Origin of the sequence: Nocardia goodfellowii, from assembly GCF_017875645.1 — a bacterium.
GTDB classification, from domain to species: Bacteria; Actinomycetota; Actinomycetes; order Mycobacteriales; family Mycobacteriaceae; genus Nocardia; species Nocardia goodfellowii.
Map to the genome: position 1 here is coordinate 1 of NZ_JAGGMR010000002.1, position 25,729 is coordinate 25,729.

Here is a 25,729-nt window from a genome sequence, read left to right on the forward strand (position 1 = left end):
CGAGGTGATGGCCTCGACCCCGCAGCACACCTACCAGGTACTGACCAAACGCCCCCGGCGCGCACGCCGGATGGCCGAGCAGGGCCTGACCTTCCCGCCGAACGTCTGGTTCGGGGTGTCGGTAGAGGACCAGGCCACCGCGGATCTGCGCATCCCGGAGCTGAACCGGATCCCTGCGGCGGTGCGATTCCTGTCGTGCGAGCCGCTGCTCGGGCCGGTCGATCTGCGCTGGCATCTCTTCCCGCACCCCTGCCCGGACGGTTGCGGCTGCCGCTGGCCCGACGACGGGGACGCCTACGAATGCGGTTGCGGCGGCGCGTGTAGCCGGTGGGCACCCACGCCCGCGCTGGACTGGGTCATCGTCGGCGGTGAGTCCGGGACGAACTCGCGGCCGATGCACCCGCACTGGGTGCAGGCCTTACGCGAGCAGTGCCTCGACGCTGGCGCGGCATTCTTCTTCAAGCAGTGGGGCGGGCGTACACCCAAACAGAACGGGCGAACCCTCGACGGGCGGACCTGGGATCAGATGCCGACTGTCGCTCCCGTCGTCAAGGACCAGCCGTGAGCGCCCCTGTACGCACTCGTACCGCGGTACACCGTCCTGCGGTGCGGCGGCGGCGCTTCCGTCACGACGATCTGGTCGCGGTCGACCTGTTCTCTGGGTTCGGCGGGCTGACCCGGGGGATCGAGGGCGCTGGGTTCACCACGATCCTGGCCGCGAACCACAACGAGTACAAAACCAGCGTCCACGAGCGCAACCATCCGGACGCCGAGCACTGGATCGCCGATCTCGTCGACCCGGAATCCTCGGACTACCACTCCGCCAGGGACCTGCCCGCGGCTGATCTGCTCGCCGCGGGGGTCTCGTGCGTGAACCATTCGCAGGCCAACACCAAGAAGGCATACAAGCAGCAGGTAAGCCTGTTCGATCTCGAGGACCCCGAATTCGATGCGCGCGTTACGCGTTCGGAACGGGACCGGGCCACCGCGAATTGCGTGCTGCACTACGCCGCGCGCCATCACCCGCGGCTGATCCTCGTCGAGTGCACAACGGAGCTGGTGTCGTGGGGTCCGGCGATCCCGGGCAAGGCCAAGATCGGGGACGGCTCCACCTACCGGTGGTGGCTGAAGCAGTTCGAGATCCTGGGCTACCGATACCAAGAACTGCGTTTGAACTCGCAGTTCTTCGGTGTCCCGCAGAGCAGAGACCGGCTCTACGTCGCGTTCTGGGACCGGCATCTGCCGACCCCGGACCTGGATCACCGGCCGCTGTCACGGTGTGACCGCTGCGACGACGACGTGGAGGCGGTCTGGTCGTGGAAGACCGGAGTGCCGCTGTCCGGGGCAGTGCGCTACGGAACCCAGTACAACTACCGGTGCCCGCGCTGCCGCCGCGAAGTCGTCCCGCCGATGACCCCGTCGCTGCACGCCCTGGACCTCACCAACCCCGGCACCCGGATCGGGGACCGCACCAGGCCGTTGAAGCCGACGACGATGGCCCGGATCGAACGCTGCCGCGCCCGCTTCGCCGAGTTCCCGGCGATCCTGCTGCCCGCCAAGGGGATCCACGGAACCGAGCGCCGCCTGGTGCAGCCGATGGCCACCCAGACCAGCCAGCAGGAGACCGCGCTGCTGGCCGCCGGCGCGGTGTTCGCCGCGCACCGCCACAACGGCGACGGCAAGCCCCTGATCCGGCCCATGGACACCGTCACCTCCACCCACGAGCTGGCGCTGCTGTTCGCGGCGGTGAACAACTACCAGGGCGCCCCGCGCCCGGTGAGCTCACCGATGCCGACAGCGCTGGCCTCGGAAACCTTGAGCCTGCTGTCGGGAGTGGTGCCGTTCCGCAAGAACACTCTTCCGACCCTGGGCACCGAGCCGATGCCGACCGTGACCTCCGAGCAGATCCCCGGTCTGCTCACCGCGGAATGCACAGCGGCACTGGCGGACTTGCCGGTCGAGGACTGCTTCTTCCGGATGCTCGGCCCGAACGAGGTCGGGCGGGGATGCGGATTCGACACCACCTTCCCCGGGCACGAGGGCGCGTTCATCGTCTGGGGATCGGCGCGGGATCAGTGCGACGGGTTCGGCAACGCCGTCAGCCCGTCCGTGGGGACCTGGATCGGATCCCGGCTGCGCGCCGTGCTCCACACGCCAGAAGCGATCGCTTAACTCGGCCCCGGCGGATCCAGCCCCTGGATTACCCCCTGGACCATCCCCTGGATTAGCGGAGGGGCTGGGTCCAGGGGGTAATCCGGTAGGTAATCCAGGGGCTGATCCAGTAGATAGCCCAGGGGGTAATCCACCCTCCAAACAGGTACCCGCCTGCGGGTTCTGCCTTGCCCCCGTCCTTTTCGTTCGCAGGCTCACGATTTTCAAGACCACCCCCGCTCTGCGTTCCTGGACCGGGGGTGGTCTTGAAAACCCAGGACGGGGGCAAGGTGGAACCCGAACTGACAAAGTTCGTCGGAGTTGAAGGGGGTGCAGGGAGGTCGGCTGCGGCGCACCATCATTGGATGGGGAAGTACGACGCGATCAACGCGCACAACACCGCCAGGGCTCGCGCCGCGGGCTGGCCGGAGCTGACCGGGACCGCCGAGCAACTGGGGTGGGCCAACACTGTGCGTCAAACCAAGCTCGACGAGTTCGACGCCGGCGCGACCGCGGAGCCCGAGCGCAGCGTGATCCGGGCGGTCCTGCTGCGGGAGACCCAAGCAGGGGTGTGGCTCGATCACCGCAACCATCCATGGGGCGCGGTCTGGTGGCGCAACCTCACCGATGAAGAACGCGAGACGGTGCTGCCTGCCACTCAGGACCAGGCATGAGCGGGCTGGGCAGGGAGTACGCCGACATCGAGGCCCGGCTCAAGCGGATGCGTGGAGTCCCGAAGCAGAGTGAGCTGCTGCTGATCTGGGAACGCCTCGAACGTCTCGACACCCGCCTGCCCGCCGTCCCGCGCGCCAGCCGCCCGCAATTGGCCGAGGCCAGCGAACTCGCACACCAAAGTCTGCGCGGCGCCTGGCATGAACTCGGCATCACCTACGAGGTCGCGCTGGCGTCCTACCGAAACTGGTTGGACGACCGGCTGCACCCGACCGTGCTGTCCACACCGGATCTACCAGCACCGCCGATTCCGGAGCGCCCCGAGCCTCCCGAGCAACTCGGGCTGCACCAGCATCCGCCGATCTGGGATGGGTTCGACCGGTAGGACACCCAACCGCCAACCCGCGAATCATCTACATACCTTTGCGCTCAGGGGCAGTGCGGGTGAGACGGTCTCGTTGGGTCAGTAGTCGCAGGCTGGATGTCGATTTTTCAGCGGTCAGCTCGCTCGGCTCCGTCGTGCGCGTTGGCGGCAGGTCGCGCCGCAGTATCGCCGGGGCCGGCCGGTTCGGGGTTGGGTGATGACCTTCGCGCACGAGGGTTCGGCGCATCGAGTTTCGTGACATCCAGTTCGCTCTGATGCCCGGATGTCACGAAACTCTGGGCTGTCGGTGAGTGGAAGTTGCTGGCGCAGAGGCCGGTTGGACCACAGGACTTCGGTGCGGTCGTGGTCCCCGTTGCCTTGGGTGGTGTAGGCGTGCAGTTCGTAGCGGTACCAGTCCGGGTACAGCTCGCGGTCGTAGAGCTCGCACGGATAGCCCGACACCACAACCGTCGCCGAGCATGCCCGCGCGTGTTCGGCGAGTTCGATGTGCGCGGCCGCCGTGGTCGCTTCGACCCGGTAGTTGCGGGTACGTGTGGAGCCCAAGTAGGGCGGGTCGAGGTAGATCAGCGTCCGGTCGGCGCGGGGGCCGGTGCCGTAGTCGCGCAGCAGATCCACTGCGGGACGGCATTCCAGGCCGACCTGGCGCAGCCGGTGCGCGGCAGGGGCGATCCGGTCCAGAGAGGTGCCCAGGCGTGCGGGCCCGCGGAACCGGCCCTCGGCGTTGCGTGCATGCCGCCACCCAGTCACACGCAGCGATCCGCTGCGCCCCTGGGTGAGTTTCACCCACACCCGGCGGGCCCGCTCCAACTCGTCCAGCCCGTCGCCGAGAACCGCGGCGCGATGCTCGCCGCGTGCGTACGGGGTCAACGCGCACACACGTTCGAGATCCGCCGGTCGGTCCCGCAGCACCCGCCAAAACGTCATCAGGTCACCGTCGAGATCGTTGACCGTCTCCATCCGCGCCGGCGGTTTGGCCAGCAGCACCGACAGCGAGCCCGCGCACGGCTCGAGATAGTGCGCGTGCGGCGGCAGCATCGCCACGATCTGCCCCGCCAGCCGGGCCTTGCTGCCGTAGAACGGCACCGGGGAGCGCAGCGTTTCGGTTTCGTGCGTGATTTCCTGGGCGTTCTTTCGGGTCATCTCTGCTCGCAGGCGTGTCGATAGCGCAGGTATTCGGCGTAAGTCAGCACCGTGCGGTAGTCGGCCGGGTGCAAGTCGACCCCGAGCAGCGCGCTGGTTTCGACGGGAAGGTCGAGAATCTCATCGGCGGAGACTCCGTAGAAGCGGGCCAGGCGGGCGAGCTCGCTGCTGTAGAGCTTTCGGTTTCCGCGTTCGAGTTCGGATACCGCGCTACGTGGGATCGTCAACGCCGCGGCAATGTCGTCCTGCGACTTGCGCGCTTGGTGGCGTAGCGCGCGCAGGCGAGCACCGAATCTCTGCCACTCGCCGTCCGGCTCGGTCGCACGGCGGGTGAGGTCTTGGGCGCTTTTGGTCATCGTCGGCTCCTACGCGGCGTCCGGGCCGGGTGCGTTGCTGGCCTCGGGGACCGGACCGACATCGTCGGGCACCTCCCCGAGATGTTCGGTGGCTTTCACCTCGGCGTGGACCACGGCGAGGCTGACCCCGACGCCGCGGGAGATTTCCCGCAGCGACTGCCCCTCGGCGCGGCGGGCAAGGATGGCTCGGCGCTTGTCGGCGTCGACGACCCGGGGCCGGCCGCCGGTTCGGCCCTGGCGCCGGGCGGACTCGAGGCCGTCGCGGGTCTTGCGGGCGATGTCGCGGCGTCGGTCTTCGGCCAGCGCGAGGGCCAGATCGAGGATCAGGCTGCGTTCGGTGTGTTCTCCGGCGGCGATGCCTTTGAGGACTTTCACCGAGATGCCCTGCTGGAACAGATCGTTGAGCACGATCAGTCCTTCGAGCAGGTTGCGGCCGAGTCGGTCGGCTTCCTGCACGGTGAGCATGTCGCCGCTTCGCATGTACTCCAGTGCGGCTTGCAGGCCGGGGCGATCGGCGACGCGCAGCTTGCCGCTGACCTTCTCCTCGAACACCTTCACGCAGATGCCGTCGAGGTCGTCGTGCTGACGCTGGGTCTCCTGCTTGCTCGTGCTCACTCGCACCAATCCGACAAGTGCCATACAGAACCCTCCCGATCGTTCGTAAAACGTGTTCGTAAACTGAACTTGAGCTTACCTCAAAACGAACGGGTTTCCGAACGATTTGCGATCGGGAAGCGCCTGTTCGCGTCTCGATGCTCGAAGGCGTGTTCGGCGTTCGGCAGACGATCGATTCTCGAACAGCTTGCCTATGGGTTGGCGGGGCAACTTCGGTGTCTCGTTTGCGGACTCTGGCTAAGTCCAACGAGGTGGTACGACTTGCCTAGGGATGCTGCGCAACCTGCATTTGCGATGTCCATCAGAATCATGCAATGGCCGGGAGGGTGAGCGCCGCTGCTGGCGCACAGACAAGTATGAGGATCGTCGCGCTACGCGCGCGACTGAGCAAAGACTCCAGGGCGGCGCTGAGCCGCCGTGCGGGACGCGTCCGGCTGTTGCCCGCAGTCACACTCGCACTTCTCGCCGGACATCGCACCGATTCTGCTCGACGCCGCCGACCGGCAGGCTCAAGTATTGGAAATCCATCGATTCTCGACACTCACGCGGCAGATGGCGGCGGCGTCGCGACGGTCGGTGGCCGATCTTGTGGCTCGACATTGACCGCTTCCGACTGATGTCTGGCCCCAATCGACTCGGTAGAGCAGGCCGATAGGTCACGGTCCGACGGCGTCGAGCCCAGCCTCAGTGAAGTACAGAGTCACGGCAAACATGAGTCGTACTCACGTTTGCCGTGCATCGAAACGGTTGCGCGCGCTCATCGAGTCCGCAGTTCCTGTTTCTCCGCGCCGAACGTCGCGTGAACCTCGGAACGCCGCAGTTCGGCCGTCGTCGTCAGTGCGAATCAGGCAAATATGCTGCTGACCTGTGGCTGCTGGCAGAAATCGTCGTTGATCTTAAGAGGGCGGCACTCGACTTCCGCCTGGAGGCTCGCATGACGCGACTCGGAGTTGTGTCGAATGTGTTCGCTCAGCGAACAGGTCCGTCGGGCAACTGCACTAAACTCCGTACTCGTCCGATTCGATCGCTTCGCGCTTTCGAATCCTGGTGCAGCTCCTCGGCTTTCTCGGTGCCCGCGGGATCGGGAACAAGCCCGTGAACCCACCCTTGTGGGTGGTGAGCTATCCAGGAGGGCGCGTGGATGACCACGGGTCGGATGACGTCTCGATGATCGTGAAGTTCTACCGGTGGTGGAACGACGGTTGGAGGGAGGTGGCCGTCGACGGTAGTGCGATCGGACTGTTCGCGCTGGAGCTCAGCAAGTTTCTCTTCTGAGAAGCTGACGCCAGCCGGGCAGTGATGATCGTCCGGCTGGCGTCGGCAGCGACGCGTGCGGCATGGGCCTTGATTTCCTAGCCGCACACTATGCCCAGAAACCCGGATGGGACTCGCGATCCCGCCGGGTTCTCTGGTTTCTGATGCGAGTGCCGCGACTAGTCGCGCAAGTCGACTTTGTCGCTGGTGTCGCGAGTCAAAGGTATCTCGTTCGTATACCGGACACCACCTAAGACACTTCGTATCTGTGACTCACGTCACTTGGCATGTGTGCCCTGAATCACACCTGCCAGGTCCTCCGGTGCAGCTATGGGAGTGATGCGCCCAGTTCGTGGGGGTTATTCCGGGCCATAACGCTCAGTTTGTTATACATCCCAGCTATCAAGGGGTTGCTTTTGAGCCGTTTGTGAAATTCAAAAACTCCTCGACCCATTCGCCGGCGGAGGGACGTAGGGTTCGTCGCGGTTGTCGCCTACCGCGCGCGTGCGCCGATCTGGACATGCCAGGTCGATCCATACCGATAGCCGGAATCTTCTGTCGCGCAACAAGATCGAACGCAACTCTGTCGGTGGCCACCGTCATACTTCGTGGCTATGGCTTCTCACCAAGTACGCGCGCATCTACGTAATGGAAGGCCCGTGCGTGCGCATTCACGCAGGTCACGCGGGAGTTCCTCGTCCCAGCTGGGGTTCCTCGCTGTCGGCGCGGTCGCGATCTTCGGCGCCCTCGCCGCCGGTCGTGTCGGCGACATCCACCACGCCCCCGGGAGGAAGCGGCTGCTTTCCCTTCCAGGTCGGCTGCTGAACCTCCTACGGCAGGCCCCGTCAGAGCTGCTGAGCCCGGCGCTGGTGAGCCTGGCCCAGCTCCGCGCCGGGAAGCGAGGCGACGCAGTCCGGGCAGGGGTGCTCGTACAGATCGGTGGAAGAGTCGTAGAGCGGATGGCACGGCAGTGCTACCCGTGCACTGATCCGCCACGCGCTCCCGCATACCGAACAGCGGTAGAAGTCGGCGCGGTCGGCGTCGAGCTCACCGGCGCGTACCGCCTGCGCGAGTGCGCGGCCGCGCTGCAATCCCGCCGCCTGCAATCCCACCGAGGTGTTGGCCTCAGGCGCACAGGCCGGGCAGGAATCTCGCACGTAGGTGACCCCATCCGGCAGGACATACCTGCCGGCCGATACCCCGGCGGTGTCGGTGCCGGTCGCGGCGCAGTGGTAGCAGCGCCAGCTGCGCGGGGCGTCCCACGGCACCGGGTCGGCGGGGCCGAAGCTCAGGCTGGTGACGGTGATGCGCGGTCCGGCCGGCGGTGTCGGGGCATCGCCGCGGGCGGCTTGGGTGTAGGTGGTCTGGTCCCGGTTCTGCCGGGCGCGGGCCCGTGACTTGGGGCCGTTGTTGCCGGATTTCGTCATGGCTACCTCTCTCACGGGATCCCACGAACCCCGCCAGGCGGGTATCGACGGTCACGGCGAGCGCAGCAGTAATCGCACTGCGGTGGTGACTTCGCGGGCCCGCGCCGATCGGGGAGCCTTGGCCTGGCACCAGGTGAGCGTGGGCACCCGGCGGGAAATGGCGAGCGGCGTGCGCGTCCTGCCGCTGGTTCGCAGCATAGAACCGACCACCGACAGGTCGGCGTGAGGTCGGTCCGCTGATTACTCCGTGTGTCAGTCCCTATGGCTGTCGGTGTGTCAGTGCCTGTTGCTGCTTGATCGTCACACCACGCAGGCACAGAACACCCGGTCAGGGCCGCATTTCGTGGCACTGCGCCGCCCAGGGTCCTATCTCCCGTAGGGGTACATCCACAATCTGCGCCGGGGCTCGATGTCGGACCCGTATGTCACGCTGCGGGAAGATCCACCGCTTGGCCGGAAGAGAGACCAACATGGCCGACACCGACGACAGACCCGAAGTCCGACTCGTCGCACACTGCCGCCGCTGTCACGGCTGGCTGGTGTCAGCGGAATCCGTGCTGGCCGGTATCGGGCCGACATGCGCGATCCGGGAACGCGCTGAGCAGCGCGACGCCGCAGCGCGACAGCCTCGCGAACTCACGCTGTTCGACGTCGCGGCCGCCTGATTGATGCAGTCGGCAACCCGAAGCCATATAGCGAGCGCGGCAGGTCAGGCGTCCCTGTCTTCAGCCGGTACGAGAAACCTGATCGGCATGCTGAACGGGTAGCGACCCGGCGCATCGAGCACCGACTCGATGCGCGCGCTCTCGCCCTCGATCGCGAGCACTTCGAAGATGCTGACGCCACCCGCCCCGAGGGTCACCTTGTCGCCTACTTTCACCATGGACCGAGGATAATCGCACGTATGTGCGAATCGTGGGAGCCGGTCTACGAGATCGACGGACGGGTTGTGGACCCTGGGCGGCTGTACCGAGTTCGTGGCGGAGGGTGGGCTGAACCGGCGCCGGTGGCGTGCCCGGGTGGACATCCGTTCGGCGCCGGGAAGGTGCTTGTAGGGTCGCTGGCCTGCCAGGCAGTGGGTGGATCGCACCGGCTCCATACCTGCATCAAGTGCGGCTACGTGGTGCACACCCCGCCGATGCGGCCCGACTGCGACCACCCGGTCACCCGGTCGACATAGGAACTTGGGAAGCGCATCGATACCGCCGTGCGGCGGTATCGTTGGCGGTATGGCTGCACGGAAGACCTCGGTGTCCTTCGATGAGGACACGCTCGACATCCTCGCGCGTCGCGCCCAGGAGGACGGCATCAATCAGTCCGCCTACCTGGCCGCATTGGTGCGCCGCGATGACATGCAGCGCCGTCTGGCCGCCGATAGCGCGGCTCTCAACGCCGCCGGCCACACGCCTGACCGGGCGAGTGCAGTGAGTGCAGCTCTGCTCGCCGCGCGCCGTTCGGCGCGCTGATGGCGGTTCCCCGGTTCGGCGAGGTGTGGCATGCCCCGTCTGGCAGCGTGCTGCCCGGCGGAATGCTGTGTTTGATCGTGAGTTCCGATGACTACAACCGCATTCGTCGGCAGTACATCATCGTCGAAGTGGTTTCGGATCCGATCAGCGGTGACGCGATCATCTGCGACCTCGGCACGATCGGGGTCGCGCTGACCGGCGCACCGTTTACCGTGGGTCCCTCGTGGTTTGATGGCGCTGACGAGCCGGTCGCGATCCTCGGCCTGGACGTCGCACGTCGCGCTGCCGACCAGATCCGGGCCATTCTCGGCCCCTGATCGGTGCGCGAATACAGCACTCAGAGATGCAGAATTCGGTTGGCGATGAGCGCTTGGAGCAGATCCCGGGCGGCAGCGACTGTGCCCGCATGCTCGCCGCGAGCCAGCTCGCCGCTGCGCGCTTGATCGGCGAGAGTCGTCAGCACTTCGCGTAGCGAGCGCGGGGAACTGAGGACCAATGCGGTGGCCTCTTTGTGTGCGGTCGCGCGGCCCGCCGGCGGGGGTGCAGCCGCGGCGGTCTGTTCCACCGGTGGCGGCGGGACGAGTCGCCCGGAGTCGGCTTCGTGGTAGGCCTGCCACAGGTCGTGGATCGGCGGCAGGTACTTGCTGTGGTGAAAGCGGGCGGTGCTGTCCTGGGGAGGATCGTGGGTCATCCGGTGGGCCAGCACGCGCAGCAGTCTCAGTGTCGCCTCGTCGCTGTGCAGCACGCGTTCGACCGCGCCGTCCGGTGTCATCGGGCGTGAGCGTTCGATGATTCTTTCGCGGATCAGCTCGCGAACTTCGACTGGCGCGCCCTGGCGCCGGGCCGCTTGGCGTTCTTCCGAAGCCCGCCGGCGGCAGGTATCCGAACACCACTTCCGTCGCCGTCCGCGTCCCGGGGCCGACTCGGCGGGTGCGCCGCAGCGCGGGCAGATCGAGGCCACGATTCGAGGCTACGCCTTTTTCGTCGGACGAAATTACCTGGTAGAGCACCCGTAGGTGCAGAAGGTGTGGCGGGCCTCGTCAACAGCGAAATATTTTCGTCCGGACGGTATTCCTTGGAAATCTGGCCCTGGATGCAAGAGGTCTGCTTGATGGGGGTGAGGTGAGTAGAAGGGGGGAGGGCTATGGGAGGAAATGTTGGTCAGGGGGCATATAGGGGAGGGATGAGGGGAGAGGCATACGTGGGTAAGAAGGGGAGTGTGGGCGGGACAAAGCGCGGGACACCATAGAGCGCGGGACACTGACCCATCTGGAGCGGTTTCCCTCCGGACAGCAGTCTGCCCCGGCGCATACGGCGTGCCGGGGCAGACTGCTCTCCGCAGGGGGGCGTCTATCGGATCAAGTCCTCGATCTGGATCGAGGCGTCAGCGAAGAACCTCACCGCTCCGGCGGCGGTCACTCGCTTGCGCCATCCGGTGGTGCGGCGGTATCCGCTGGTGGTGAGCGCGGCATCGAGGGCGTCGAGGGTGACCGGCGCGGGAGGTTCGGTAGCCACCGATTCCCACCAGCCCTCGATGGTGCGTCCTGCGGCCGTGCCGTCTTCTGCGGAGTAGTACAGCTCGCACTGAAACAGATCCGCCACCGCGCACGCGGCGTCCATGCGGGCGATCACGTAGAGGTCCACCGTCTCGTCGGTCATCGTCCGACCTCCGGGGATTCCAGCTGGCGTCGGCGGCTGGTCGCCCGCGCCCGAACCTGCGCGTGGGCTGGGGCCTCGGTGCGCAAGGCGGCCTGATCGCGGCCGACAGTGCGCTCGGGGCGGGCGGCGCGGCCCGAGGCGGCCGCGCGATGCTGGGCGGCGACGTCGTTGCGGGTCGCCACCAGGCGTGTCGTCTTCTCCTGCCACTGCTGGGCCCGCGATCCGGCGGCCTGTCCGAGCTTTCCGGCCTCGCGCGCTTGATCGTCGACCATGCCTCGGATCCGTGTCGCGTCCTGTTCGTCGACACCTGCGCTGGTGAGCGCACGCACGAACCGTGCCCGGCGTTTGGCGTAGTGCCCGCGCTCGATCTCGGCGGCCTTGCCACCGACGCCGCTGGCGACGGTGTAGAGGGTGGCGTTGATTGCCAGCCGGGCCATCCCCAGCTCCCCGGCCTCGCGGCTGTTGCGCTTCACCGCACCGGTGGCGGTGATCGCTTCGTCGAGGGCCTCGTGCTGGGCGGTGGCGAACTCGCTGGCGATGTCCTCATAACGAGTTTTGTCGCGGTCGGCTTTGCTGCGCTCGTCGGCGAACAGCAGCTCCGGCATCTCACCGCCACCCCAGATCCGGCCGGCGTCGATGTCCTCGAGAGTGGCCAGTACCTGGACGCGCTCCTCCGGAATCAGGCCCTTGCCGCCGCGCAACGTCTTACGCAGCTCTTCGCGTTCGCGGGCCAGGTGGTCGATATGCTGCTCGATCTCATCTCCGACCCCCAGCTGCTGGTTGGAGTCGGGCTCGCTTTCGGCGAGCTGGCCGGCGGCGGAGCGCAGCTCGTCGACCTCGGCCATGTAGTCCATGAGTTTCGCGCTGATGCCGTAGCGGTCGATGTGGTCGGGCCACACGCGGAAACTCACGCCCTGCCCGCGGGCGATCTCCTTGCCGACCTGGCGCACGCGATCCTGATCGACCGGGGACATGACCGAGATCTCCTCGGTGAGTATCGGCGCGGACTTCGGGGTGGTCGCGAACATCTCCAGCAGCCGGGGCACGCGACCGCGGGTCTCGATGCCGGGATCGACCATCGCCCGGGTATCGAGCAGATCGTGGCCCTCGGTGCGTCCACGCAAGTAGTCGACGACGAATTCGATGTGTTGCCGGTCGCTGGCTCCGATGCCGGCCTCGGCCAGATCCAGGGTCAGTTGTTCGCGGCGTGTGGCCTCGTCGTCGAGGTGTGCGCGGGGGTTGTCGGAGTCGACCTGGCCACGCCAGGTCTCGATGGCCTTCATGACGGTGGCTTTGGCGGGGCCGGTCAGGGGCATGATCTCGATCGCGTTGAGTACGTTGGCTTCCCGGTCCCACAGCCGCCAGGCTTCGACCTTGTTTTGCGCTTCGATCGCGTCGAAGTTGGGATCGAGACTTACTGTGAGGGTTTCGGCGTCGATCAGCACGCCCCACTCTTCGGCGTAGGAGCGGGTCAGCTCCTCGAGGTGTTCAGCGGCGATGGTCGAACTCTGCTGCCACAGCAGCGCATCCGCGAGCGCGCCTACTCGTGCCCACTGGTTGTCGGCCGGGGTCGCCTGCAAGGCGTACTCGGCGCGGGTTTGACGCTGCTGGGTCTCGGCCAGCAGCTTGTCCATTGCGTCAAGTCCGGCCGCGGAGGCCTCTTCGGCGCGTTCGGCGATCCAGGTGTCCCTGTCCCGAGCTTGATTGGTCGCGACCACCGCACACAGATACGCCATGCGCTGGCCCAGGCCCTGGGGCTGGGGCGGTTCGGCGGCGGCCGGTTCCGGGTTGCGGTCGATGGCCTCGTAGTAGGACCGCCAGCGCCCCTCGCTGGCCAGGACCGCGCGGTGCTGGCGCAGGTGCTCGTCGAGCATTTCCTCGTGTCGCGCCACTTTCTCCTGGGCGGCGGGGTCGGGTTCGGTCTCCACGGTGGTGCCGTCCTCGGCGATCTGGGTCCAGGTCGCGGCCTCGTTGTGCGCCTGGAAAAGCGCGTCCTCGAGCTGGTGGGCGTAGGCGTGGATGCCCTCCAGGTCATGGTCTGTGTGCGCGGCCTCGTCGTGCGCCTGGAAAAGCGCGCGCTCGAGCTGGTTGGCGTAGAGGTGGAGCGTCTCCAGGCCGGGATCTGTGTGCGTGGCCGCGTGCTGGGTTGTGTTGTCCGACATCGTGTTTCCTTCTTTCTCGGGGTTGTGGTCCCAGGTGGGACCGGGGTCACCAACGGTGGTGAGTTCTTCTCGGGAGACGCCGCGGCGTTCGGCGGCGCGGAGCTGGTGCTCGTGGGTGGCCTTGCGGATCGCGGCGAGCTGGGCCGGGCTCGGGACACGCTTGGCGGGGGCCTGCTGGGGGTCGAACAGTCGCGCCACCACGCGGCGGCCCCGGAATTTGCCGACCATCAGGGCGACCACGGATCGGCCGGGGCTTTTGCCCATCGCCCGCAGCTGGCGGCGGGTCTTCAGACCGGGTGGGGCCAGGCCCCACGCGTACTCGTCGCGGTATGCGGGGCTCTCTTCGGTGGTGGTCATCTGCCCACGCCGTCCTCGTCGCGACCCTGGCCCTTGCCGCGCCGGTGGTGGATGTGCTGCACACCCGCACCCGGCGCACTGCGGCGCGCACTGTCGGGGATCCGGCCCATCGCCGCAACCGGTTTCGCGCGGCCGGCGGCGGCGGCCAAGCGCTGGGCGATCTCGTCTGCGTCCAGCCCGGCTTCGGCGAGGGTGGCCGCGAACGCTGCGCCTCGCTCGGGGCTGTCGTAGGCGGGAGTCTGCGGGGACCGCGCCGCCACGACCGCTTGGCGGCGTTCCTCCCACCGCTGGGCTATCCGGTGGGCCTGCTTGCCCATGCTGGCGGCCTCACCGGCGGAGGTGTACAGCTGCGCCTGCACCTGATCGCGCAACGGGCGATTGACTCCGGCGGCGGACAGGCTGGCCCGCAGCCGGGCGTCCACGCCGGTGCGCTCGTAATCGCCCAAGCTGGCCTGACCGGCGGCGAGCGCGGTCTGGGTGTCCATCACTCGCGTCAGGTCGTTGCGGGTGCGGTAGAGAGTGCCGCTGGGTACAGCGTTGGTGTCGAGGATCTTCTCGACCTGGCGGCGGCTGGTCTGGGCCGAAATCTGCGCCATCCGCGCCGCCCGGTCCGCGTCGACGGCGGCCGCAGACCGGTCATCAGCGAAAAGCAGCTCCGGTGTCGTGGGTTTGCCCGCCTCCACATCTCGCAGCACCGCCGCGAGTTGGTCTCGCTCCAGCTCGTGCAGCCCCTTGCCCTCGGTGATGGCGCGGGTGATGGCCTTGTGGTGGCGGGCGATCTGCTTGCGCATCCCGGCGGCGGTGGTGTCGTCGACGGCGTTGGCGCGCACCGCCGCCGCGTCGGCCTGGGGCGCCAGGACCGCGAGCATCCGCACCGAGGTGGCCAGCTCGTCGCGGTCGACGTGATCGGGCCACAGCGGCGCGAACGTCTTGGTCGGGTGTTTGCGGATGTCGTTGCCGCGCGCCTTTGCCTTGGCCTGATCCTCCGGGGTGAGGATCTTCAGCGCCGCGTCCAGGCGCGCCCTGACGCTGCTGATCAGCTGCGGGTTACCGGACTTCAGGCGGTCCTGATAGGACTCGAACAGCCGGTCGATACCGGGCTTGGCCTCCTCGGCCGGGTCGACCAGGCACTCGGAGAGCTTGCGCAGTTCCTTGGTCGCCCTGACCGGCGACACGGTGCCCACCTCGTCGTCGCTGATCTCCTGGCCCGGGATGCCGAGGTAGGCACCGATGAACCGGATCCGGGTGACCGTCTGCTCTTTGAGGCCCTTATCGGCCAGCTTCTTCGACAGGTTGGTCAGGCCCGCCGGCGTCGGGTTGGTGCGCCAGTGCTCGATTTCGGCGTAGAGCGCCTCACGCGTGGACTGGTCGATCTCCTCTCGCGCGACCAGCTCGATCATGCGGCGTTGGGCGTCACGGACCCGCGCCGCCGACGCCTCGTCCACGGCGCGGTCGCGCAGCGTGGCCGCCAGCTCCGGCGACGAGTCCGCGCCAGCGGTGACGACCTGGCCGGTGAAGGCGTCGATCTCGATGCTGAAACGCTGATACACAACCGCTTTCAGCTCGATCAGCGCTCCGGCCGCGATATCGGACTCGGGTGCCCACGCGGCCGCTTCGGCCACGGCCTGGGCGATCTCGGAGCGCGAAGCCTTGTCCAGCCCATCTTCGCGCAGCTTGCGGATCCGCGTCTCGGCGGCAGTGCGCTCAGCGGCCAATTCCGCAGCAGCGCGGGCCTTGTCGGCGGCGTCCTGGTTGGCGGCGGCCTCGGCGGCGGCGCGGCGCGCGGCGACATCGCGGGCGACGGCGGCGAGCATGTATTGCAGCAGCAGCTTCATGAACGCGGCCCACGCACTGGAGACGTGATCAACGCTGTCGTCGTGGTGGATGGTGGTGGCGTCAGCCATGAGGGGACCTCCGGAGGAGACGGCCGGGCCTCCAGGCCCGGGAGAAAGGGACTGGGGGACAACCGATTCCGGAGTGGAGATCGGGGCGTAGGGGTCCAGGTGCGGGATGGGTGCCATGTCGGCGACCTCGTGGCCCGCAGCGAGGTGATCGGTCAGGTCCTTGCCGGTCGCGGCGCACACGACCCGCACCCGGTCGACCAGGCCTTCGGTGCTGGTGCGGATCCGGTCGGCGCGCCGCATTCCGGTGGCGTCGCGATCGGTGACGATGACCAGCAGCTTGGCTCCGCGCAGGTACTGGCTGTGCTCGTCGGTCCAGCCGAGCCCGCCGCCGGCGTTGGTGGTGGCGATCAGACCGGCTCGGCGCCCGGACTCGACGTCCTTCTCGCCCTCGACCACATAGACCGGCAGACCGGCTTCAATCGCGGCCCGCACCTCGGGCAGCCGGTACGGGACCTTCGCGAAACCCGTGTCGTGCCAGCGGCTTTCTCTGGGATCCCAGGCGCGCTGGGTGAAGGTCTTGCCGCGGCCGCGCTCGAACCGCGCTTCCCTGCGCACGACCTCACCGACGACGTCGCCATCGGCATCGCAGTAGGTGTAGGTGTCGACGGTCCGCCACACTGAAACCCGCTCACCGAGGCTCTTTTTCGCGTTCTTCGGCGGCAGATCCAGGGCCTCGATCGCGCGGTCGGCGCGGCTGAGCTCGCGCGCGGGTGCGGTGCTGCGCTGACGGCGGCCGCGCCCACGCGAGGGCTTGTCGTAGAGGTCGCCCACGCCGAGGCCGAGCTGGGCCAGGACTTGGCGGTCGTCGCAGCCCGCCCGGCATTCGACCTTGGTGCGCCCGACATCGGCGAGGTACTTGGCGATCAGCGAGGGGCTATGGTCGCGGCCATCGTTCTCGTGGACCGGACAGCAGTACTTGGTCCACTCGCCAGCGCGCTGACCTGGCCCTACGGCCTCTTCCAGGGCGGCGGTGACCCGAGCCCAGGATCTCGGGCTACGATCCTCTTCGCGCGCGCCAGCGCGTCCGCGCGTACGCGCGCGAGACTGCGAAGCCGGGGCGCTCATTCGCGGTCCTCCGGCGGCTCCCACACACCATGGATCACGCGGCGCTGCGCGAGCGGCCCCGGCGGGACCTCGATCTGCGAGAGGGTGCCGACCTGCTCGCCGTCGTGCTCGTCGTCGTGCTCTTTGAACAGGTCCGCCGGTGCTTCCACCACCGGCAACGGCGTCAGCCTGGCGACGTGTCCGTTTTCAGGCGAGCAATACTTGAACGGGCCTTCTTCCTTGTCGAGGATCCGGTCCATCATCGGGTCCAGATAGGTCAGCCACCACGCCGCGAGCTCGGTCTCCTCACCGTGGCGCAGGGACTCGAACGCGACGTGCAGCGCCTCGAACCTGCCGATCGTCTCGCCGTGCAGCCACCACTTCGGGCACCAGCACTGCTTCAGCCGAGAACCGACATCGCGGCGATAGATCACGGCGATGTAGTCCTCGACGAACTCCTTGACCGACGCGTACTTCAGCTCCCGGGGAGCAGGCTCCTCTTCCGGCGCCGGGACGGGCTCAGGCTCGGGTTCGGGTTCGGGCTCGGCGGTCGGACCCGAGTTCAGGGCGCGTTCGGCCTCGATCTCGGCGGTCACGCGCATGCCCGCGATGACCTCTTTGGTGAGCATCTCGCCGACCACACCGGCGGCGATGTCCTTGGCCTGCGCGTTGATCTGCCCGGTGACGGCCTTGCGGATCGCCTCGCCCAGCAGCTCGCCCAGATCCATCTGCGGCGCGACCGCGACAGCGGCATCCTGTGCAGGCGCGGTGGTGGGTTCGGTGCCGTTTCCGTTGTCGCTCATGCGGTCTGTCCTTCGGCGTCGGTGCCCCAGGTCGGCACCACGCGCAGACGCGGGCGGCCGGCGGGAGCGGAGTGGGTGAGTTCATCGAGCGCGGCCGCGATCTCGGCGGCGTAGGGCCGCTCGAACCACGGCACGGCCTGGGCGAGGGTGGCGCGGTGCCCGCTCACGAACACCAGCACCCGGCCCTTGGGCAGGGCCGCCAGATCGCTGGGGGCGAGGGTGATCTCAGTGGTCCGGCTCGTGCTGGTGGACCGGCTGGTGCCGCCGCCAGTGGCGCCGCGGCTGACACTGGTCGAGGTGGACAGCTCGTAGTGCGAACCCACCAACTCGGACATGTCCTTCAGAAACGAGGTGTCCTTCAGACCCGCGCCGAGCGTCAAGACGTTGGTGGCGGACAGCAACGCCCGCATCCCCGACTCGCCCCAGCACCGCACACCCTGAGCCCACGACTGCAAGATCGTGAGCACGACGATGCCGCGCGAACCGAAATGGCTGTACTGCTTGGGCAGATCCGGCCACCGCACGATGTTGGCGGCCTCATCCAGCACGAACAGCGGCGGAACCGGCAACCGGCCGCCCGGGTGGCGACGACCCTCACGCTTGCCCGCATCAGCGACCGCCGCGCACAACGCGGTCACCAGCGGCCCAGCGCTGCCTTTGCCCTCCTCCGAGAGCGGATACAGGGTGCCGCGCGAACGGATGAACTCATCGACATCGAACGACTTGCGGGGCGCTTCGCCTTTGGCCGGCGGGGTGACCCACGGCCGGATCCGCACATACCGCAAGCAGGAAGCCTGCTTCTTCGCGGTGCTGAAGACGCCGCTGCGCTGCTTGTCGGCGGCGTTGTACTGATCCGAGAGCCCGGCCGCGATCAAATCGAACTCACCGCCGGACAGGATGTCGATCGGCTCGCGGTCCGAAGGCGTGGTCACCCACTCGTAGACATCGGTGATCGGGCGTTTCGCGACCGCCGCCGCCAGGAAAAGCCCGGCCAGCAGGTCCTCTCCCTCCTGGGGAAAGAAGTTGTCGCCCTTGGCCTCTCCGTCCTCGGAGGCGGCGAAGTAGCCCGCCAGCTCCGCTGCGCGCTCCTGAGCGCCCGCACCGCCATCGGATCCGGCGACCCACGCGATCGGGTCCCAGTACCAGCCGCACGGCTCCTCAGCGACCTGCTGCGGATCGAACACATGCACCTCACCGATACGGCTGCGAGAGGTGCGGGTCGCGTCGACGACATCGCGCTTGTTGCTGGTCGCCACGACCGCGCCGGGGGCTTCCATGACCGCCGGGATCACGCGCGAGGTCGACTTGCCGCTGCGTGGACCCCAGATGTCGAGATGCAGATCTTCGTAGCTGGCGTAGATCTCGCGCCCGTCCTGCACGGCGCGAGCGACCAGCACACCGGGTGCGTCCTCGGTGCGCAGCACCACCTTCAGCTCGCGGGCCTTGCCCAGGACCGCATCCCTGGACAGGTCGGCCAACTCGTGGCCGTGGGCCATGTATTGGGCCTGCGCGTCGACCGCCTCGGCCCGAACCTGCTTGCGGGAGGCCAGTTTTCCGCTCACGCGCTGGCAAGCCCGGCACCCGGCGCGCCAAGCCCACACCGACCCGGCGGCCGCACCGGCGGTCCCGGCCAGCAGCGTCGCCGCACCCCACGAGGAAGCAGCGGTCCAGGCCAGATCGCCGCTACCGAGCCCGATCACGAGCGAGATCGGGTTCCAGGGCACATCCGGATCCGGGGCGGAGCTGTAGAGCCGCTCACCGACTCGCATGCTCATGCCGACCGACTCGGCCAGGCCGATCGCGGCGCTGGCCCCGATCAGCTCTTTCCACTCGCTCAGGTCACTCTGTTGATTGGGCTGTTTCACGCGGCGATCCATGCCAGCGCCTCCTTCGTGTCGGGCCGGGCGCCGGAGATGACAGCCAGCTGAGTGAGGGCGGCGCGGCCGCGCTCGGAGTCGGGGTGACGCGGCAGCCGCACCGAGGCGACGACGCAGGTGTGCAGCTCACCGGAGGCCGCCAGCGGCAGCGCCCAGGCCGCGCAGGCGACCATCCGCGGGCAGTCCAAGCACCACTGCTGCGCCCCGGCCACCAGATCGGCGACGGAACCGTGCGCGAAGAACAGCGACTGATCCACCCGGCGGCAGCCCCGATCGGGGTAGATCGCCGGATCCGGCAAGGTGGTGCAGCTCATCGCGCACCACCCGGGGCCTGGGTTGTGGTGGGGCGCAGGCAGAACGGAGCGCAGGGACCCGGCGTCCGAGTGCTCGGCACCGTCGAGTACTCGGTGTTCGGGTACGCCGCTCCCACGAGGAGCAGGGCACCGACAGCGATCACCACGATCAGCGCCAGGAAGGCGAGGATCGCGCCAGCGGTGCCGACCGGCACGACCATGACGACCTCACGCTCGCGGGCGCTCATGACCTGACCGCCGATCCGAAAGCAGTAGCGGTCATCTCGGCGGCCGCCATCGGGTGTCGGGCGCGGGGTGTGCCCATGCGCTCGATCACGGCGGCGGTGGTCAGCTGCTCCATGCAGGGCGCGCCGGCATACATGGATTCGCGGTCGATCGCCTGATCCAGCAGGAACCGCGCCTCTCGCAGCTCGGCGGCCAGACGTTCAACCTCATCGGCGAGACGCTTCGCGCGGCCGTACAGCGGCAGGTGGGGCAGGTGGGCAGTCATCACGCCGCCCCCTCGCACTCGGCCTCGGCCTCGATGGGCGCGAATCCCGCGACAGCCAGAACCTGGCTGCGGCTGACGTAGACGTAGTTGTTGGCTCGATTCCGCCAGCCGTTGAGCTTGTCCTGGTCAATCCAGCGGCGAAGGGTCCGCGGGTGCATGCGCACCAGTGCGGCCGCTGCCGCCAACCGGATCGCGTCTTCGGGGGTTTCAGATGTCACGACATGTCCTTACTACTCACACCTACTGATACCTATCTCTCAGTACAGCAGAGTAGTCATTGGTAATCAATGGGTATGACTTATTCTGATTGCATGAACAAACGCGCCACCGGTCGACCTCGTTGGCAGCTGCTCGCTGACGACCTCCGGCAGCGGATCGACTCAGGCGACTACTCCCCTGGCGACCAGCTACCAGCCAAGACTGCACTCGCCGAGCAGTGGGAGGTCTCCGTCAACACCGTCGAGCGGGCGCTGACGGAATTGAGGGACGAAGGCCTCGTCGAAACCTTCCATGGTCTGGGCAGTTTCGTGCGGGCCCGCGAGGAAGCGGACTCGTCTTCTGGTGCCGAGCTGGACGAACTCCGCGAGCGACTCGCTCGGCTCGAAGCCCAAGCCGACGAGCGGTTCGCTCGGCTCGAAACTCAGCTCGAAGAGGTACGTTCCAATCTCGGCCTGTCGGTGACGGCAGAGCCCGTACGGCATCGAGACGTCGGATGAGCGTCAGCCGCCTCCCGGAACGCCCCGGTACGGTCACCGGGCTGCACACGAGGCGCTCGAGCTACCACCCCAACTACGGAGCGCTCGCGCGCAACCGCATCGCGTTGGCGCGGGCGGAGTCTGGGCTTACGCCGAAAGCTTTCGCGGAAGCGCTCAGCCGCCTGATCGGTCGTGATGTCCAAGCTGGCCACATCACCTCATGGGAAACGACCACCACACCACCAGGTGACGTGCTACTGGCCGTTGGAGCGCTCGCACCACTTGCCAGCTCCCGCATCGGAGTCCGCTCGCACAAGCTGATCGCTGCTCACGTAGGTCAGGCCGGCGCCGACAAGCTTCGAGCCGACCTCGGCATGGAGGAGACCGTCGGATTCCTGGGCAAGACGGCGTGCTGGAGTACGAGTTTCGGCGACGCTGGCGACGAGTGCACCCTGCACGTCTGGCCCTGGGGCACTGCGGTCATCCATCTCATCGAGGATCTCGATGTGCCCGACGTGACCACACTGGCCATGTGGCGCTACCGCACCTACACAGAGAACATGGCGTGGGCCAGTGAGCAACTCAGCGCGCTAACCGGAGACCCAGTCGAGGCGTCTTACGTGCTCAGCGTGTACTGGGTCTACTCCGCCCCGTGGATCGGCCCCACTCTCGAAACCGGCCTGCGCCTGATTTGCGCACCGCGGGTATTGGTCGATCGGGACCTCGCCGACCAGGAGGCGGCCCAGGTCAATGGCGAGCGCGTCGAACACGAGCTGCTGACCGCCGGTTTCGCCCCCCCAGACATGAAATCGTTTGGTGCCCCAGGAGTCTCCAGTGCCTGGGCGAGCTGGTCCGGTGTCGTCTACCACCCGCACGACCCGCTGCGCGCCCTGCCCGAGGGCGACCTCGTGGCCTTCGAGATCGGCGTCCAAGCCATCTGGGCACTGACCGCCCACATCGCCGAGCAGGTCGAGAGCGGTGCAGATCCCCAGGTCTGCGACCGGTACGGCTACGGCTTCCTGCGGGGTGCCCGCTCAGTCCTGCTCACACCGCGCCCGCAGGAAACGGGCCACCACCAGCAGATGCGCGACGCGATCGTGAACACCAGCGGCCTGCCCTCACAACTACAACTGGCCATGGAAGCCCTCAAGGAGGCAGGTCGATGACCATTCCACCCCTCGACAAAACGGCGCTACTGGTGGTCGACGTCCAAAACGGCTTCGTCAACCAGCACTCGGCACCCGTGCTGCCCGTTGTTGTCGACCTTGCTACCCGTTGGGCGGCGACCGGCCGCCCCACCGTCTTCACCCGGTTCTGGAACTACGCCGGAAGCCCCTACGAAACACTGATCGGCTGGAAAGCGCTCTACGGTCCGCCCGAGACCGACATAGTCGAACAGCTCGCAGCACTCACCACCCATCGAAACGCTCACATGGTGGACAAGACCACCTACACCGCACTGACCGAGGAGGGGCTGTCACTCCTCGAACAGTTGGATGTGACTGATCTGCTGATCTGCGGAATCGCCACCGACGCTTGCGTTTTCAAAACCGCGCTCGACAGCTTCGAGCGCGGTTACACACCCTGGGTTATCCGTGATGCGGTCGCCTCGAACGCAACTCGCCACCCCGCCAAAGCAATCCACGACTCTGCTCTGCTGCATATATCGCGCCTGGTAGGAGCGGGTCAGCTTATCGACTCCAGTGAGGTGCGTGCCCAAATCGAAAACGCCGCAGCCCTATGAACTCTCGAGCAAACGTCACGATTTCTCCGCCGGATTGACTGAGAAATGGTACGGCGTGTCGTCGGCTCATTCTTTCGCGACCAGCGTTATATAGCACCCGTGAGCGCAAGACGCGGAAAGCCGACTCTGGTCGAGATCGACGATGACCTGCTCAGCTCGGTGAAAGCCGAGGCACAGCGGCGCGGTATGACCTACCGCGCGTTCTTCGAGGCTGCGCTCGCACGCGAGCTCAAAGTCTCGAAGAAGGTCCCAGAAGACCAGCTGCAAATAGCAGTCTGACGCCCATAATGTCCGCCGTTCTAGCCGAAGGTCCCGCCACTCGGCCAGATACCTTGTGAGGCACGGACACTCACGACCCCGAACCAGTAGAGGAGACGCGCGAGGCTGACGAGTAGGCGGGCGCTGGCGCCCGTTCATACGACAACCCCATAAACGCGAGAAACCCCCGGCCTCGCACGCCGGAGGTTCTGCTCTCGCCCCTCAGGAAGAGACTGCTTTGGTCAGCAGGCCTCACGGTAGCGCACGCCCAGATCCTGGTACAACCGCGACACAGGGCGTGGCGTCAGACCGTGACAATCAGCACGCCCACACCTGGACAGGCTCTCGACGCACGTTGAGGGCCACTGGTCCAGCAGCGCTATGTAGGCTGCGCCCGCACGCCCAGGTGCTTTTCACACCGCCGCCGCTGGCGCTCGAAAAACCGGCGGACCTCTATGCCGGCGTGCCCGCCTGCTGGTGGTCACGCGAGCGGTGGATAGCGCTCGTCATGGCGCTCTACGACCTGCTCTACGACGAGCTGCGCCGCACGCTGCGCGCACCTTCGGTGTCCCGCAACACCTTCCAGGCCTGGGCGATCGCAGAATCTGAATGCGCCGACATCGTCACCGGACGTGAGTGTCGACCATCTGTGCGGCATCTCAGCCAGAAGATCCTCCGGTGCGGCCGCACCGTGAAACGCTGCCGTGAGCTGGCGCGTCTACTCGATGCGCGCCAGGTCGTGTTCACCGGCCGCCACCGCACCAAGAGCGAGCGACTGCTGTCCTGGAAGCGCGACGATCGAAGCCGCGGCTGGACCGCCGAAGCTGCCCTGATCGAATCCCCCTCTTACGCCCACCTTGTGGATAACTCGATCATCGAATCCCTTCTCCAACAGGGCTTTGTCACCCCACTGCCACGAAGTGGCGGTTCTCTTGATCTCTCACGACCCGCTGAGGTTTCTCTAAGCCAGAACGTGACCAAGGGACGCGCTTCGCGCGGCCACGACAAGAGGCGGGCGCGAACCAAGTGCCCGGAGTACGACGAGCGAGCGGTGTTGCTGGCGTCCAGGATCCGCGCTGACGAACGTTTTCCGCTCTGGGTACGGATGATGGGCCGCAGCGGATTGGCGGGCGTCCTGACCAAACGCGCGATCGCGGGTTGGACGCCCGATGACGTGCTGCAAGGGCTCGACCAGTACCTGCTGTCGGGCAAGAAGATTTTCACTCACCCCGACAACCCGTACGGCTACCTGGCCGCGCTGCTGTACCCGATTCCCGTCGACGAACCGCCGGCGTTGCTGGACCGGGCCCGCGAAGTCGCCGAGGAAGAACAGCGGCGGGCGGCGATCCGGCGCGAGTGGGAGCAGCTGCGTGCCGACACCATGACGGCAGCGGTTACGGCGGCCGCCGCGGGCTCCCCCGGCCGAGCTGCGGCGATGGCGTGGTCGGCCGAGCATGGACGACGCGTCATCGGCAAGGCCGCGCAGCGGCACCAGGACGTCGCTGCGGCTCGGCGCGAGCTCGCGCGCGAGGTGCGAGGCGACTGACTCGGGCCGCGTGCGTGCGAAGGTCACATCTACTCGTCCAGTCGGGTGGTGTCGCGCAGTTGCTGCGGCACGGTCGCCGGATCCAGTCCGTACCGCTCGCAGGCCTCGGTGAGGTACCCGACCAGGACATCCGGGTCACTGCCGTGCTGGCGAGCTGCCTGAAGCTCGGCTCCGAGCTCGTCGCGGCGAGCAGCAGTGCGGTGGGCGGAGGCGGCCCAGGCGTAGGCGGCGTCGCGGACCTTCTTGCGGGCGCGAGCCTCGGCGATGTCGCGGGCATGTCCGCGGATTCCACGCGCCGGCGTCGAGGTGCGCGCTGTCACCGGCGGAACCTCACGCACGGGTTTGGCGGTGGCCGGCGGCGGGTTCGCTGGCGCCGACCAGTCGTCATCGTCGTTGAGGGCCGACTTCTTGCGAGTCGGCGGCTCGGTGCCGGTCATGCGACGGCCTTGAGCATCTGTTCGGCGATCGGCTGGAACACCGTCTCGCCCAGGACCCGCAGCCGGGCGTCCTTGGACTCGTCGAAGGCCGATCCCCGCTTGATGTCGGTGATACCGACCCACAGCGGGATCTTGTGCTCGACCCAGACGGGAACCCCCGGGAAGTGCTTGGCCATCCCTTCCACGATCTCGGTGGCGGCCTCGTTGCCGGTTCGCGTCTCACGCCATTTGTTCATGATCGTGCCGATAATCCGCAGCTGGGGGTTGTAGTGCTCGCGCGCCTTGGCGATGTTCTTGCCCAGCAGCGCCAGCCCGTCAGCGGACCACTCGTCGGCTTCGGTCACCAGCACTACGGCGTCGGCGGCGACGAGTGAGTTCTTCAGCAGCTGGCCCAGCAGTGTCGGTGGGTTGTCGATGATGATCAGGTCGTAGTCGCCTCGCACCGGTTCCAGGGCTCTCCGTAGAGCCGTCTCGCGCCCAAACTCCGCGATATTCAGCTTGCTGTCTGCGGTCGACAGGCGCACCCCGCCCGGTGCAAGGTCAACGTTCTCCCAGATCGTCGGCACTATCACCTCACGCAGCGCCACGTCGCTCTCCGGAGTGATCGCGTCGGCGAGAGTGACTTCATCCTTCGGCAGCAGCTCCCGCACCAGCGTCTTGCTCACGTTGCCCTGCGGGTCCATATCCACCACCAGGACCCGCGCACCGAGGTACCTGCTCGCGGCGCGGGCTGTCGCCAGCGTGCACGTGGACTTACCCACGCCGCCCTTCTGGTTCGCCATCGCCACCACGACTGCGTCGGCCATGCGCTTCCTCTCCTATCCCGCCAGGCCGGCGCAGCGCGGCGCGGGCCCATTGCCCGGTCACGATGGCATACCGCCCGCCGACACGGCGAGCGGACACGCTGCCCACCGGGACGCGTGACCGAACGCACGCACGTACGCAGAGGACCAGCGGCCGCCTGATCGGCTGT

At 67.4% G+C, this 25,729-nt stretch carries 31 protein-coding genes; 14 read left to right on the forward strand and 17 right to left on the reverse strand.

The window, feature by feature from the left end; genetic code table 11:
* The 4 genes from BJ987_RS36900 to BJ987_RS36915 all read left to right on the forward strand — a co-directional run.
* On the forward strand, window positions 1–565 hold a 565-nt coding region (locus tag BJ987_RS36900; protein WP_209899792.1), incomplete at its 5' end, for a DUF5131 family protein.
* Window positions 562–2,172: a DNA cytosine methyltransferase gene (locus BJ987_RS36905; RefSeq protein ID WP_209899795.1), complete on the forward strand. Its 1,611-nt coding sequence runs from the start codon at window positions 562–564 to the stop codon at window positions 2,170–2,172. The genes BJ987_RS36900 and BJ987_RS36905, both read left to right, overlap by 4 nt.
* Before the next feature lie 344 nt (window positions 2,173–2,516).
* Window positions 2,517–2,825, forward strand: a complete 309-nt coding sequence (locus tag BJ987_RS36910; protein WP_209899798.1) for a hypothetical protein — start codon at window positions 2,517–2,519, stop codon at window positions 2,823–2,825.
* Window positions 2,822–3,208 (forward strand): hypothetical protein, encoded by a 387-nt coding sequence (locus BJ987_RS36915; RefSeq protein ID WP_209899802.1) that lies wholly within the window; start codon window positions 2,822–2,824, stop codon window positions 3,206–3,208. Before BJ987_RS36910 ends, BJ987_RS36915 begins: the two co-directional genes overlap by 4 nt.
* A gap of 114 nt (window positions 3,209–3,322) precedes the next feature.
* On the opposite strand, the gene BJ987_RS36920 is transcribed toward BJ987_RS36915, so the two are convergent.
* The 3 genes from BJ987_RS36920 to BJ987_RS36930 are packed head-to-tail and all read right to left on the reverse strand — an operon-like array spanning window position 3,323 to window position 5,343.
* On the reverse strand, window positions 3,323–4,348 hold the full coding sequence (locus BJ987_RS36920) for a DNA adenine methylase (protein WP_245367877.1): 1,026 nt from the start codon (window positions 4,346–4,348) through the stop codon (window positions 3,323–3,325).
* The gene (locus tag BJ987_RS36925; protein ID WP_209899805.1) at window positions 4,345–4,704 is read right to left on the reverse strand and encodes a helix-turn-helix domain-containing protein; all 360 of its coding nucleotides are present in this window, start codon (window positions 4,702–4,704) and stop codon (window positions 4,345–4,347) included. Before BJ987_RS36925 ends, BJ987_RS36920 begins: the two co-directional genes overlap by 4 nt.
* Before the next feature lie 9 nt (window positions 4,705–4,713).
* Window positions 4,714–5,343, reverse strand: coding sequence for a recombinase family protein (locus BJ987_RS36930; RefSeq protein ID WP_209899808.1), 630 nt, complete (start codon window positions 5,341–5,343; stop codon window positions 4,714–4,716).
* Window positions 5,344–6,456: 1,113 nt separating this feature from the next.
* Here BJ987_RS36930 and BJ987_RS36935 point away from each other — a divergent pair.
* Complete coding sequence (locus BJ987_RS36935) at window positions 6,457–6,594, forward strand: hypothetical protein (RefSeq protein WP_209899810.1); 138 nt, start codon at window positions 6,457–6,459, stop codon at window positions 6,592–6,594.
* 824 nt (window positions 6,595–7,418) lie between these two features.
* Here the strand turns inward: BJ987_RS36935 and BJ987_RS36940 are convergent.
* A complete protein-coding gene (locus BJ987_RS36940; protein ID WP_209899813.1) occupies window positions 7,419–8,000 on the reverse strand; it encodes a hypothetical protein in 582 nt (193 codons plus the stop codon).
* Between BJ987_RS36940 and BJ987_RS36945 the strand changes: the two genes are divergently transcribed.
* Together BJ987_RS36945 and BJ987_RS36950 are read left to right on the forward strand one after the other, a co-directional pair.
* Window positions 7,999–8,226 (forward strand): hypothetical protein, encoded by a 228-nt coding sequence (locus tag BJ987_RS36945; protein WP_209899816.1) that lies wholly within the window; start codon window positions 7,999–8,001, stop codon window positions 8,224–8,226. The genes BJ987_RS36940 and BJ987_RS36945 overlap by 2 nt on opposite strands.
* 244 nt (window positions 8,227–8,470) lie before the next feature.
* Window positions 8,471–8,665, forward strand: coding sequence for a DUF6011 domain-containing protein (locus BJ987_RS36950; RefSeq protein ID WP_209899819.1), 195 nt, complete (start codon window positions 8,471–8,473; stop codon window positions 8,663–8,665).
* Window positions 8,666–8,709: 44 nt separating this feature from the next.
* On the opposite strand, the gene BJ987_RS36955 is transcribed toward BJ987_RS36950, so the two are convergent.
* A complete protein-coding gene (locus tag BJ987_RS36955) occupies window positions 8,710–8,883 on the reverse strand; it encodes a hypothetical protein (RefSeq protein ID WP_209899822.1) in 174 nt (57 codons plus the stop codon).
* A 346-nt stretch (window positions 8,884–9,229) separates the two neighbouring features.
* On the opposite strand from BJ987_RS36955, the gene BJ987_RS36960 reads away from it, so the two are divergent.
* Window positions 9,230–9,466: a hypothetical protein gene (locus BJ987_RS36960; RefSeq protein ID WP_209899825.1), complete on the forward strand. Its 237-nt coding sequence runs from the start codon at window positions 9,230–9,232 to the stop codon at window positions 9,464–9,466.
* Between the two features lie 47 nt (window positions 9,467–9,513).
* Window positions 9,514–9,783 (forward strand): hypothetical protein, encoded by a 270-nt coding sequence (locus tag BJ987_RS36965; protein ID WP_209899827.1) that lies wholly within the window; start codon window positions 9,514–9,516, stop codon window positions 9,781–9,783.
* 20 nt (window positions 9,784–9,803) lie between these two features.
* Here BJ987_RS36965 and BJ987_RS36970 read toward each other — a convergent pair whose 3' ends face one another.
* From BJ987_RS36970 to BJ987_RS37015, 10 genes are all read right to left on the reverse strand, one after another.
* Window positions 9,804–10,238, reverse strand: a complete 435-nt coding sequence (locus tag BJ987_RS36970) for a hypothetical protein (RefSeq protein ID WP_209899830.1) — start codon at window positions 10,236–10,238, stop codon at window positions 9,804–9,806.
* 578 nt (window positions 10,239–10,816) lie between these two features.
* Window positions 10,817–11,125: a hypothetical protein gene (locus BJ987_RS36975; protein WP_209899834.1), complete on the reverse strand. Its 309-nt coding sequence runs from the start codon at window positions 11,123–11,125 to the stop codon at window positions 10,817–10,819.
* The gene (locus BJ987_RS36980) at window positions 11,122–13,644 is read right to left on the reverse strand and encodes a hypothetical protein (protein ID WP_209899837.1); all 2,523 of its coding nucleotides are present in this window, start codon (window positions 13,642–13,644) and stop codon (window positions 11,122–11,124) included. The genes BJ987_RS36975 and BJ987_RS36980 overlap by 4 nt, the downstream gene beginning before the upstream one ends.
* Window positions 13,641–16,613, reverse strand: a complete 2,973-nt coding sequence (locus tag BJ987_RS36985) for a hypothetical protein (RefSeq protein WP_209899840.1) — start codon at window positions 16,611–16,613, stop codon at window positions 13,641–13,643. Before BJ987_RS36985 ends, BJ987_RS36980 begins: the two co-directional genes overlap by 4 nt.
* Entirely contained in the window at window positions 16,610–17,395 is a 786-nt protein-coding gene (locus BJ987_RS36990; protein ID WP_209899843.1) for a DUF4913 domain-containing protein, read from the reverse strand. Before BJ987_RS36990 ends, BJ987_RS36985 begins: the two co-directional genes overlap by 4 nt.
* A complete protein-coding gene (locus tag BJ987_RS36995; protein WP_245367878.1) occupies window positions 17,392–19,272 on the reverse strand; it encodes a type IV secretory system conjugative DNA transfer family protein in 1,881 nt (626 codons plus the stop codon). Before BJ987_RS36995 ends, BJ987_RS36990 begins: the two co-directional genes overlap by 4 nt.
* Window positions 19,257–19,586, reverse strand: a complete 330-nt coding sequence (locus BJ987_RS37000; RefSeq protein WP_209899846.1) for a WhiB family transcriptional regulator — start codon at window positions 19,584–19,586, stop codon at window positions 19,257–19,259. Before BJ987_RS37000 ends, BJ987_RS36995 begins: the two co-directional genes overlap by 16 nt.
* Window positions 19,583–19,813 (reverse strand): hypothetical protein, encoded by a 231-nt coding sequence (locus BJ987_RS37005; protein WP_209899849.1) that lies wholly within the window; start codon window positions 19,811–19,813, stop codon window positions 19,583–19,585. The genes BJ987_RS37000 and BJ987_RS37005 overlap by 4 nt, the downstream gene beginning before the upstream one ends.
* The gene (locus BJ987_RS37010; RefSeq protein ID WP_209899852.1) at window positions 19,810–20,076 is read right to left on the reverse strand and encodes a hypothetical protein; all 267 of its coding nucleotides are present in this window, start codon (window positions 20,074–20,076) and stop codon (window positions 19,810–19,812) included. Before BJ987_RS37010 ends, BJ987_RS37005 begins: the two co-directional genes overlap by 4 nt.
* Window positions 20,076–20,294: a hypothetical protein gene (locus tag BJ987_RS37015; protein WP_209899855.1), complete on the reverse strand. Its 219-nt coding sequence runs from the start codon at window positions 20,292–20,294 to the stop codon at window positions 20,076–20,078. The genes BJ987_RS37010 and BJ987_RS37015 overlap by 1 nt, the downstream gene beginning before the upstream one ends.
* Window positions 20,295–20,387: 93 nt before the next feature.
* On the opposite strand from BJ987_RS37015, the gene BJ987_RS37020 reads away from it, so the two are divergent.
* The 5 genes from BJ987_RS37020 to BJ987_RS37040 all read left to right on the forward strand — a co-directional run bounded on the left by BJ987_RS37020 (window position 20,388) and on the right by BJ987_RS37040 (window position 24,319).
* Window positions 20,388–20,792, forward strand: a complete 405-nt coding sequence (locus tag BJ987_RS37020) for a GntR family transcriptional regulator (protein ID WP_209899857.1) — start codon at window positions 20,388–20,390, stop codon at window positions 20,790–20,792.
* Window positions 20,789–21,937 (forward strand): hypothetical protein, encoded by a 1,149-nt coding sequence (locus tag BJ987_RS37025; RefSeq protein WP_209899860.1) that lies wholly within the window; start codon window positions 20,789–20,791, stop codon window positions 21,935–21,937. Before BJ987_RS37020 ends, BJ987_RS37025 begins: the two co-directional genes overlap by 4 nt.
* Window positions 21,934–22,515, forward strand: coding sequence for a cysteine hydrolase family protein (locus BJ987_RS37030; protein ID WP_209899863.1), 582 nt, complete (start codon window positions 21,934–21,936; stop codon window positions 22,513–22,515). Before BJ987_RS37025 ends, BJ987_RS37030 begins: the two co-directional genes overlap by 4 nt.
* A gap of 99 nt (window positions 22,516–22,614) precedes the next feature.
* Window positions 22,615–22,794, forward strand: a complete 180-nt coding sequence (locus BJ987_RS37035) for a hypothetical protein (RefSeq protein WP_209899866.1) — start codon at window positions 22,615–22,617, stop codon at window positions 22,792–22,794.
* A 385-nt stretch (window positions 22,795–23,179) separates the two neighbouring features.
* A complete protein-coding gene (locus tag BJ987_RS37040) occupies window positions 23,180–24,319 on the forward strand; it encodes a hypothetical protein (RefSeq protein ID WP_209899869.1) in 1,140 nt (379 codons plus the stop codon).
* Window positions 24,320–24,348: 29 nt separating this feature from the next.
* Here the strand turns inward: BJ987_RS37040 and BJ987_RS37045 are convergent, their stop codons facing one another.
* Window positions 24,349–24,756 carry a hypothetical protein gene (locus BJ987_RS37045; protein WP_209899872.1) on the reverse strand — a complete coding sequence of 136 codons (408 nt, stop codon included), beginning with the start codon at window positions 24,754–24,756 and terminating at the stop codon, window positions 24,349–24,351.
* The gene (locus tag BJ987_RS37050; protein WP_209899875.1) at window positions 24,753–25,562 is read right to left on the reverse strand and encodes a ParA family protein; all 810 of its coding nucleotides are present in this window, start codon (window positions 25,560–25,562) and stop codon (window positions 24,753–24,755) included. Before BJ987_RS37050 ends, BJ987_RS37045 begins: the two co-directional genes overlap by 4 nt.
* Window positions 25,563–25,729 lie beyond the last annotated feature (167 nt).

What these genes read in the sequence shown, in the direction of transcription:
- BJ987_RS37025 (WP_209899860.1), top strand. Translation starts at nt 20,789, where the DNA reads ATGAGCGTCAGCCGCCTCCCGGAACGCCCCGGTACGGTCACCGGGCTG.
- BJ987_RS36980 (WP_209899837.1), bottom strand. Translation starts at nt 13,644, where the DNA reads ATGACCACCACCGAAGAGAGCCCCGCATACCGCGACGAGTACGCGTGG.
- BJ987_RS36940 (WP_209899813.1), bottom strand. Translation starts at nt 8,000, where the DNA reads ATGACGAAATCCGGCAACAACGGCCCCAAGTCACGGGCCCGCGCCCGG.
- BJ987_RS36915 (WP_209899802.1), top strand. Translation starts at nt 2,822, where the DNA reads ATGAGCGGGCTGGGCAGGGAGTACGCCGACATCGAGGCCCGGCTCAAG.
- BJ987_RS36995 (WP_245367878.1), bottom strand. Translation starts at nt 19,272, where the DNA reads ATGGATCGCCGCGTGAAACAGCCCAATCAACAGAGTGACCTGAGCGAG.
- BJ987_RS36960 (WP_209899825.1), top strand. Translation starts at nt 9,230, where the DNA reads ATGGCTGCACGGAAGACCTCGGTGTCCTTCGATGAGGACACGCTCGAC.
- BJ987_RS37020 (WP_209899857.1), top strand. Translation starts at nt 20,388, where the DNA reads ATGAACAAACGCGCCACCGGTCGACCTCGTTGGCAGCTGCTCGCTGAC.
- BJ987_RS36925 (WP_209899805.1), bottom strand. Translation starts at nt 4,704, where the DNA reads ATGACCAAAAGCGCCCAAGACCTCACCCGCCGTGCGACCGAGCCGGAC.
- BJ987_RS36975 (WP_209899834.1), bottom strand. Translation starts at nt 11,125, where the DNA reads ATGACCGACGAGACGGTGGACCTCTACGTGATCGCCCGCATGGACGCC.
- BJ987_RS37030 (WP_209899863.1), top strand. Translation starts at nt 21,934, where the DNA reads ATGACCATTCCACCCCTCGACAAAACGGCGCTACTGGTGGTCGACGTC.
- BJ987_RS36955 (WP_209899822.1), bottom strand. Translation starts at nt 8,883, where the DNA reads ATGGTGAAAGTAGGCGACAAGGTGACCCTCGGGGCGGGTGGCGTCAGC.
- BJ987_RS36920 (WP_245367877.1), bottom strand. Translation starts at nt 4,348, where the DNA reads ATGACCCGAAAGAACGCCCAGGAAATCACGCACGAAACCGAAACGCTG.
- BJ987_RS37005 (WP_209899849.1), bottom strand. Translation starts at nt 19,813, where the DNA reads ATGAGCGCCCGCGAGCGTGAGGTCGTCATGGTCGTGCCGGTCGGCACC.
- BJ987_RS36990 (WP_209899843.1), bottom strand. Translation starts at nt 17,395, where the DNA reads ATGAGCGACAACGGAAACGGCACCGAACCCACCACCGCGCCTGCACAG.
- BJ987_RS36930 (WP_209899808.1), bottom strand. Translation starts at nt 5,343, where the DNA reads ATGGCACTTGTCGGATTGGTGCGAGTGAGCACGAGCAAGCAGGAGACC.
- BJ987_RS36950 (WP_209899819.1), top strand. Translation starts at nt 8,471, where the DNA reads ATGGCCGACACCGACGACAGACCCGAAGTCCGACTCGTCGCACACTGC.
- BJ987_RS37050 (WP_209899875.1), bottom strand. Translation starts at nt 25,562, where the DNA reads ATGGCCGACGCAGTCGTGGTGGCGATGGCGAACCAGAAGGGCGGCGTG.
- BJ987_RS36985 (WP_209899840.1), bottom strand. Translation starts at nt 16,613, where the DNA reads ATGAGCGCCCCGGCTTCGCAGTCTCGCGCGCGTACGCGCGGACGCGCT.
- BJ987_RS37010 (WP_209899852.1), bottom strand. Translation starts at nt 20,076, where the DNA reads ATGACTGCCCACCTGCCCCACCTGCCGCTGTACGGCCGCGCGAAGCGT.
- BJ987_RS36970 (WP_209899830.1), bottom strand. Translation starts at nt 10,238, where the DNA reads ATGACACCGGACGGCGCGGTCGAACGCGTGCTGCACAGCGACGAGGCG.
- BJ987_RS37045 (WP_209899872.1), bottom strand. Translation starts at nt 24,756, where the DNA reads ATGACCGGCACCGAGCCGCCGACTCGCAAGAAGTCGGCCCTCAACGAC.
- BJ987_RS37000 (WP_209899846.1), bottom strand. Translation starts at nt 19,586, where the DNA reads ATGAGCTGCACCACCTTGCCGGATCCGGCGATCTACCCCGATCGGGGC.
- BJ987_RS36910 (WP_209899798.1), top strand. Translation starts at nt 2,517, where the DNA reads ATGGGGAAGTACGACGCGATCAACGCGCACAACACCGCCAGGGCTCGC.
- BJ987_RS36945 (WP_209899816.1), top strand. Translation starts at nt 7,999, where the DNA reads ATGGCTACCTCTCTCACGGGATCCCACGAACCCCGCCAGGCGGGTATC.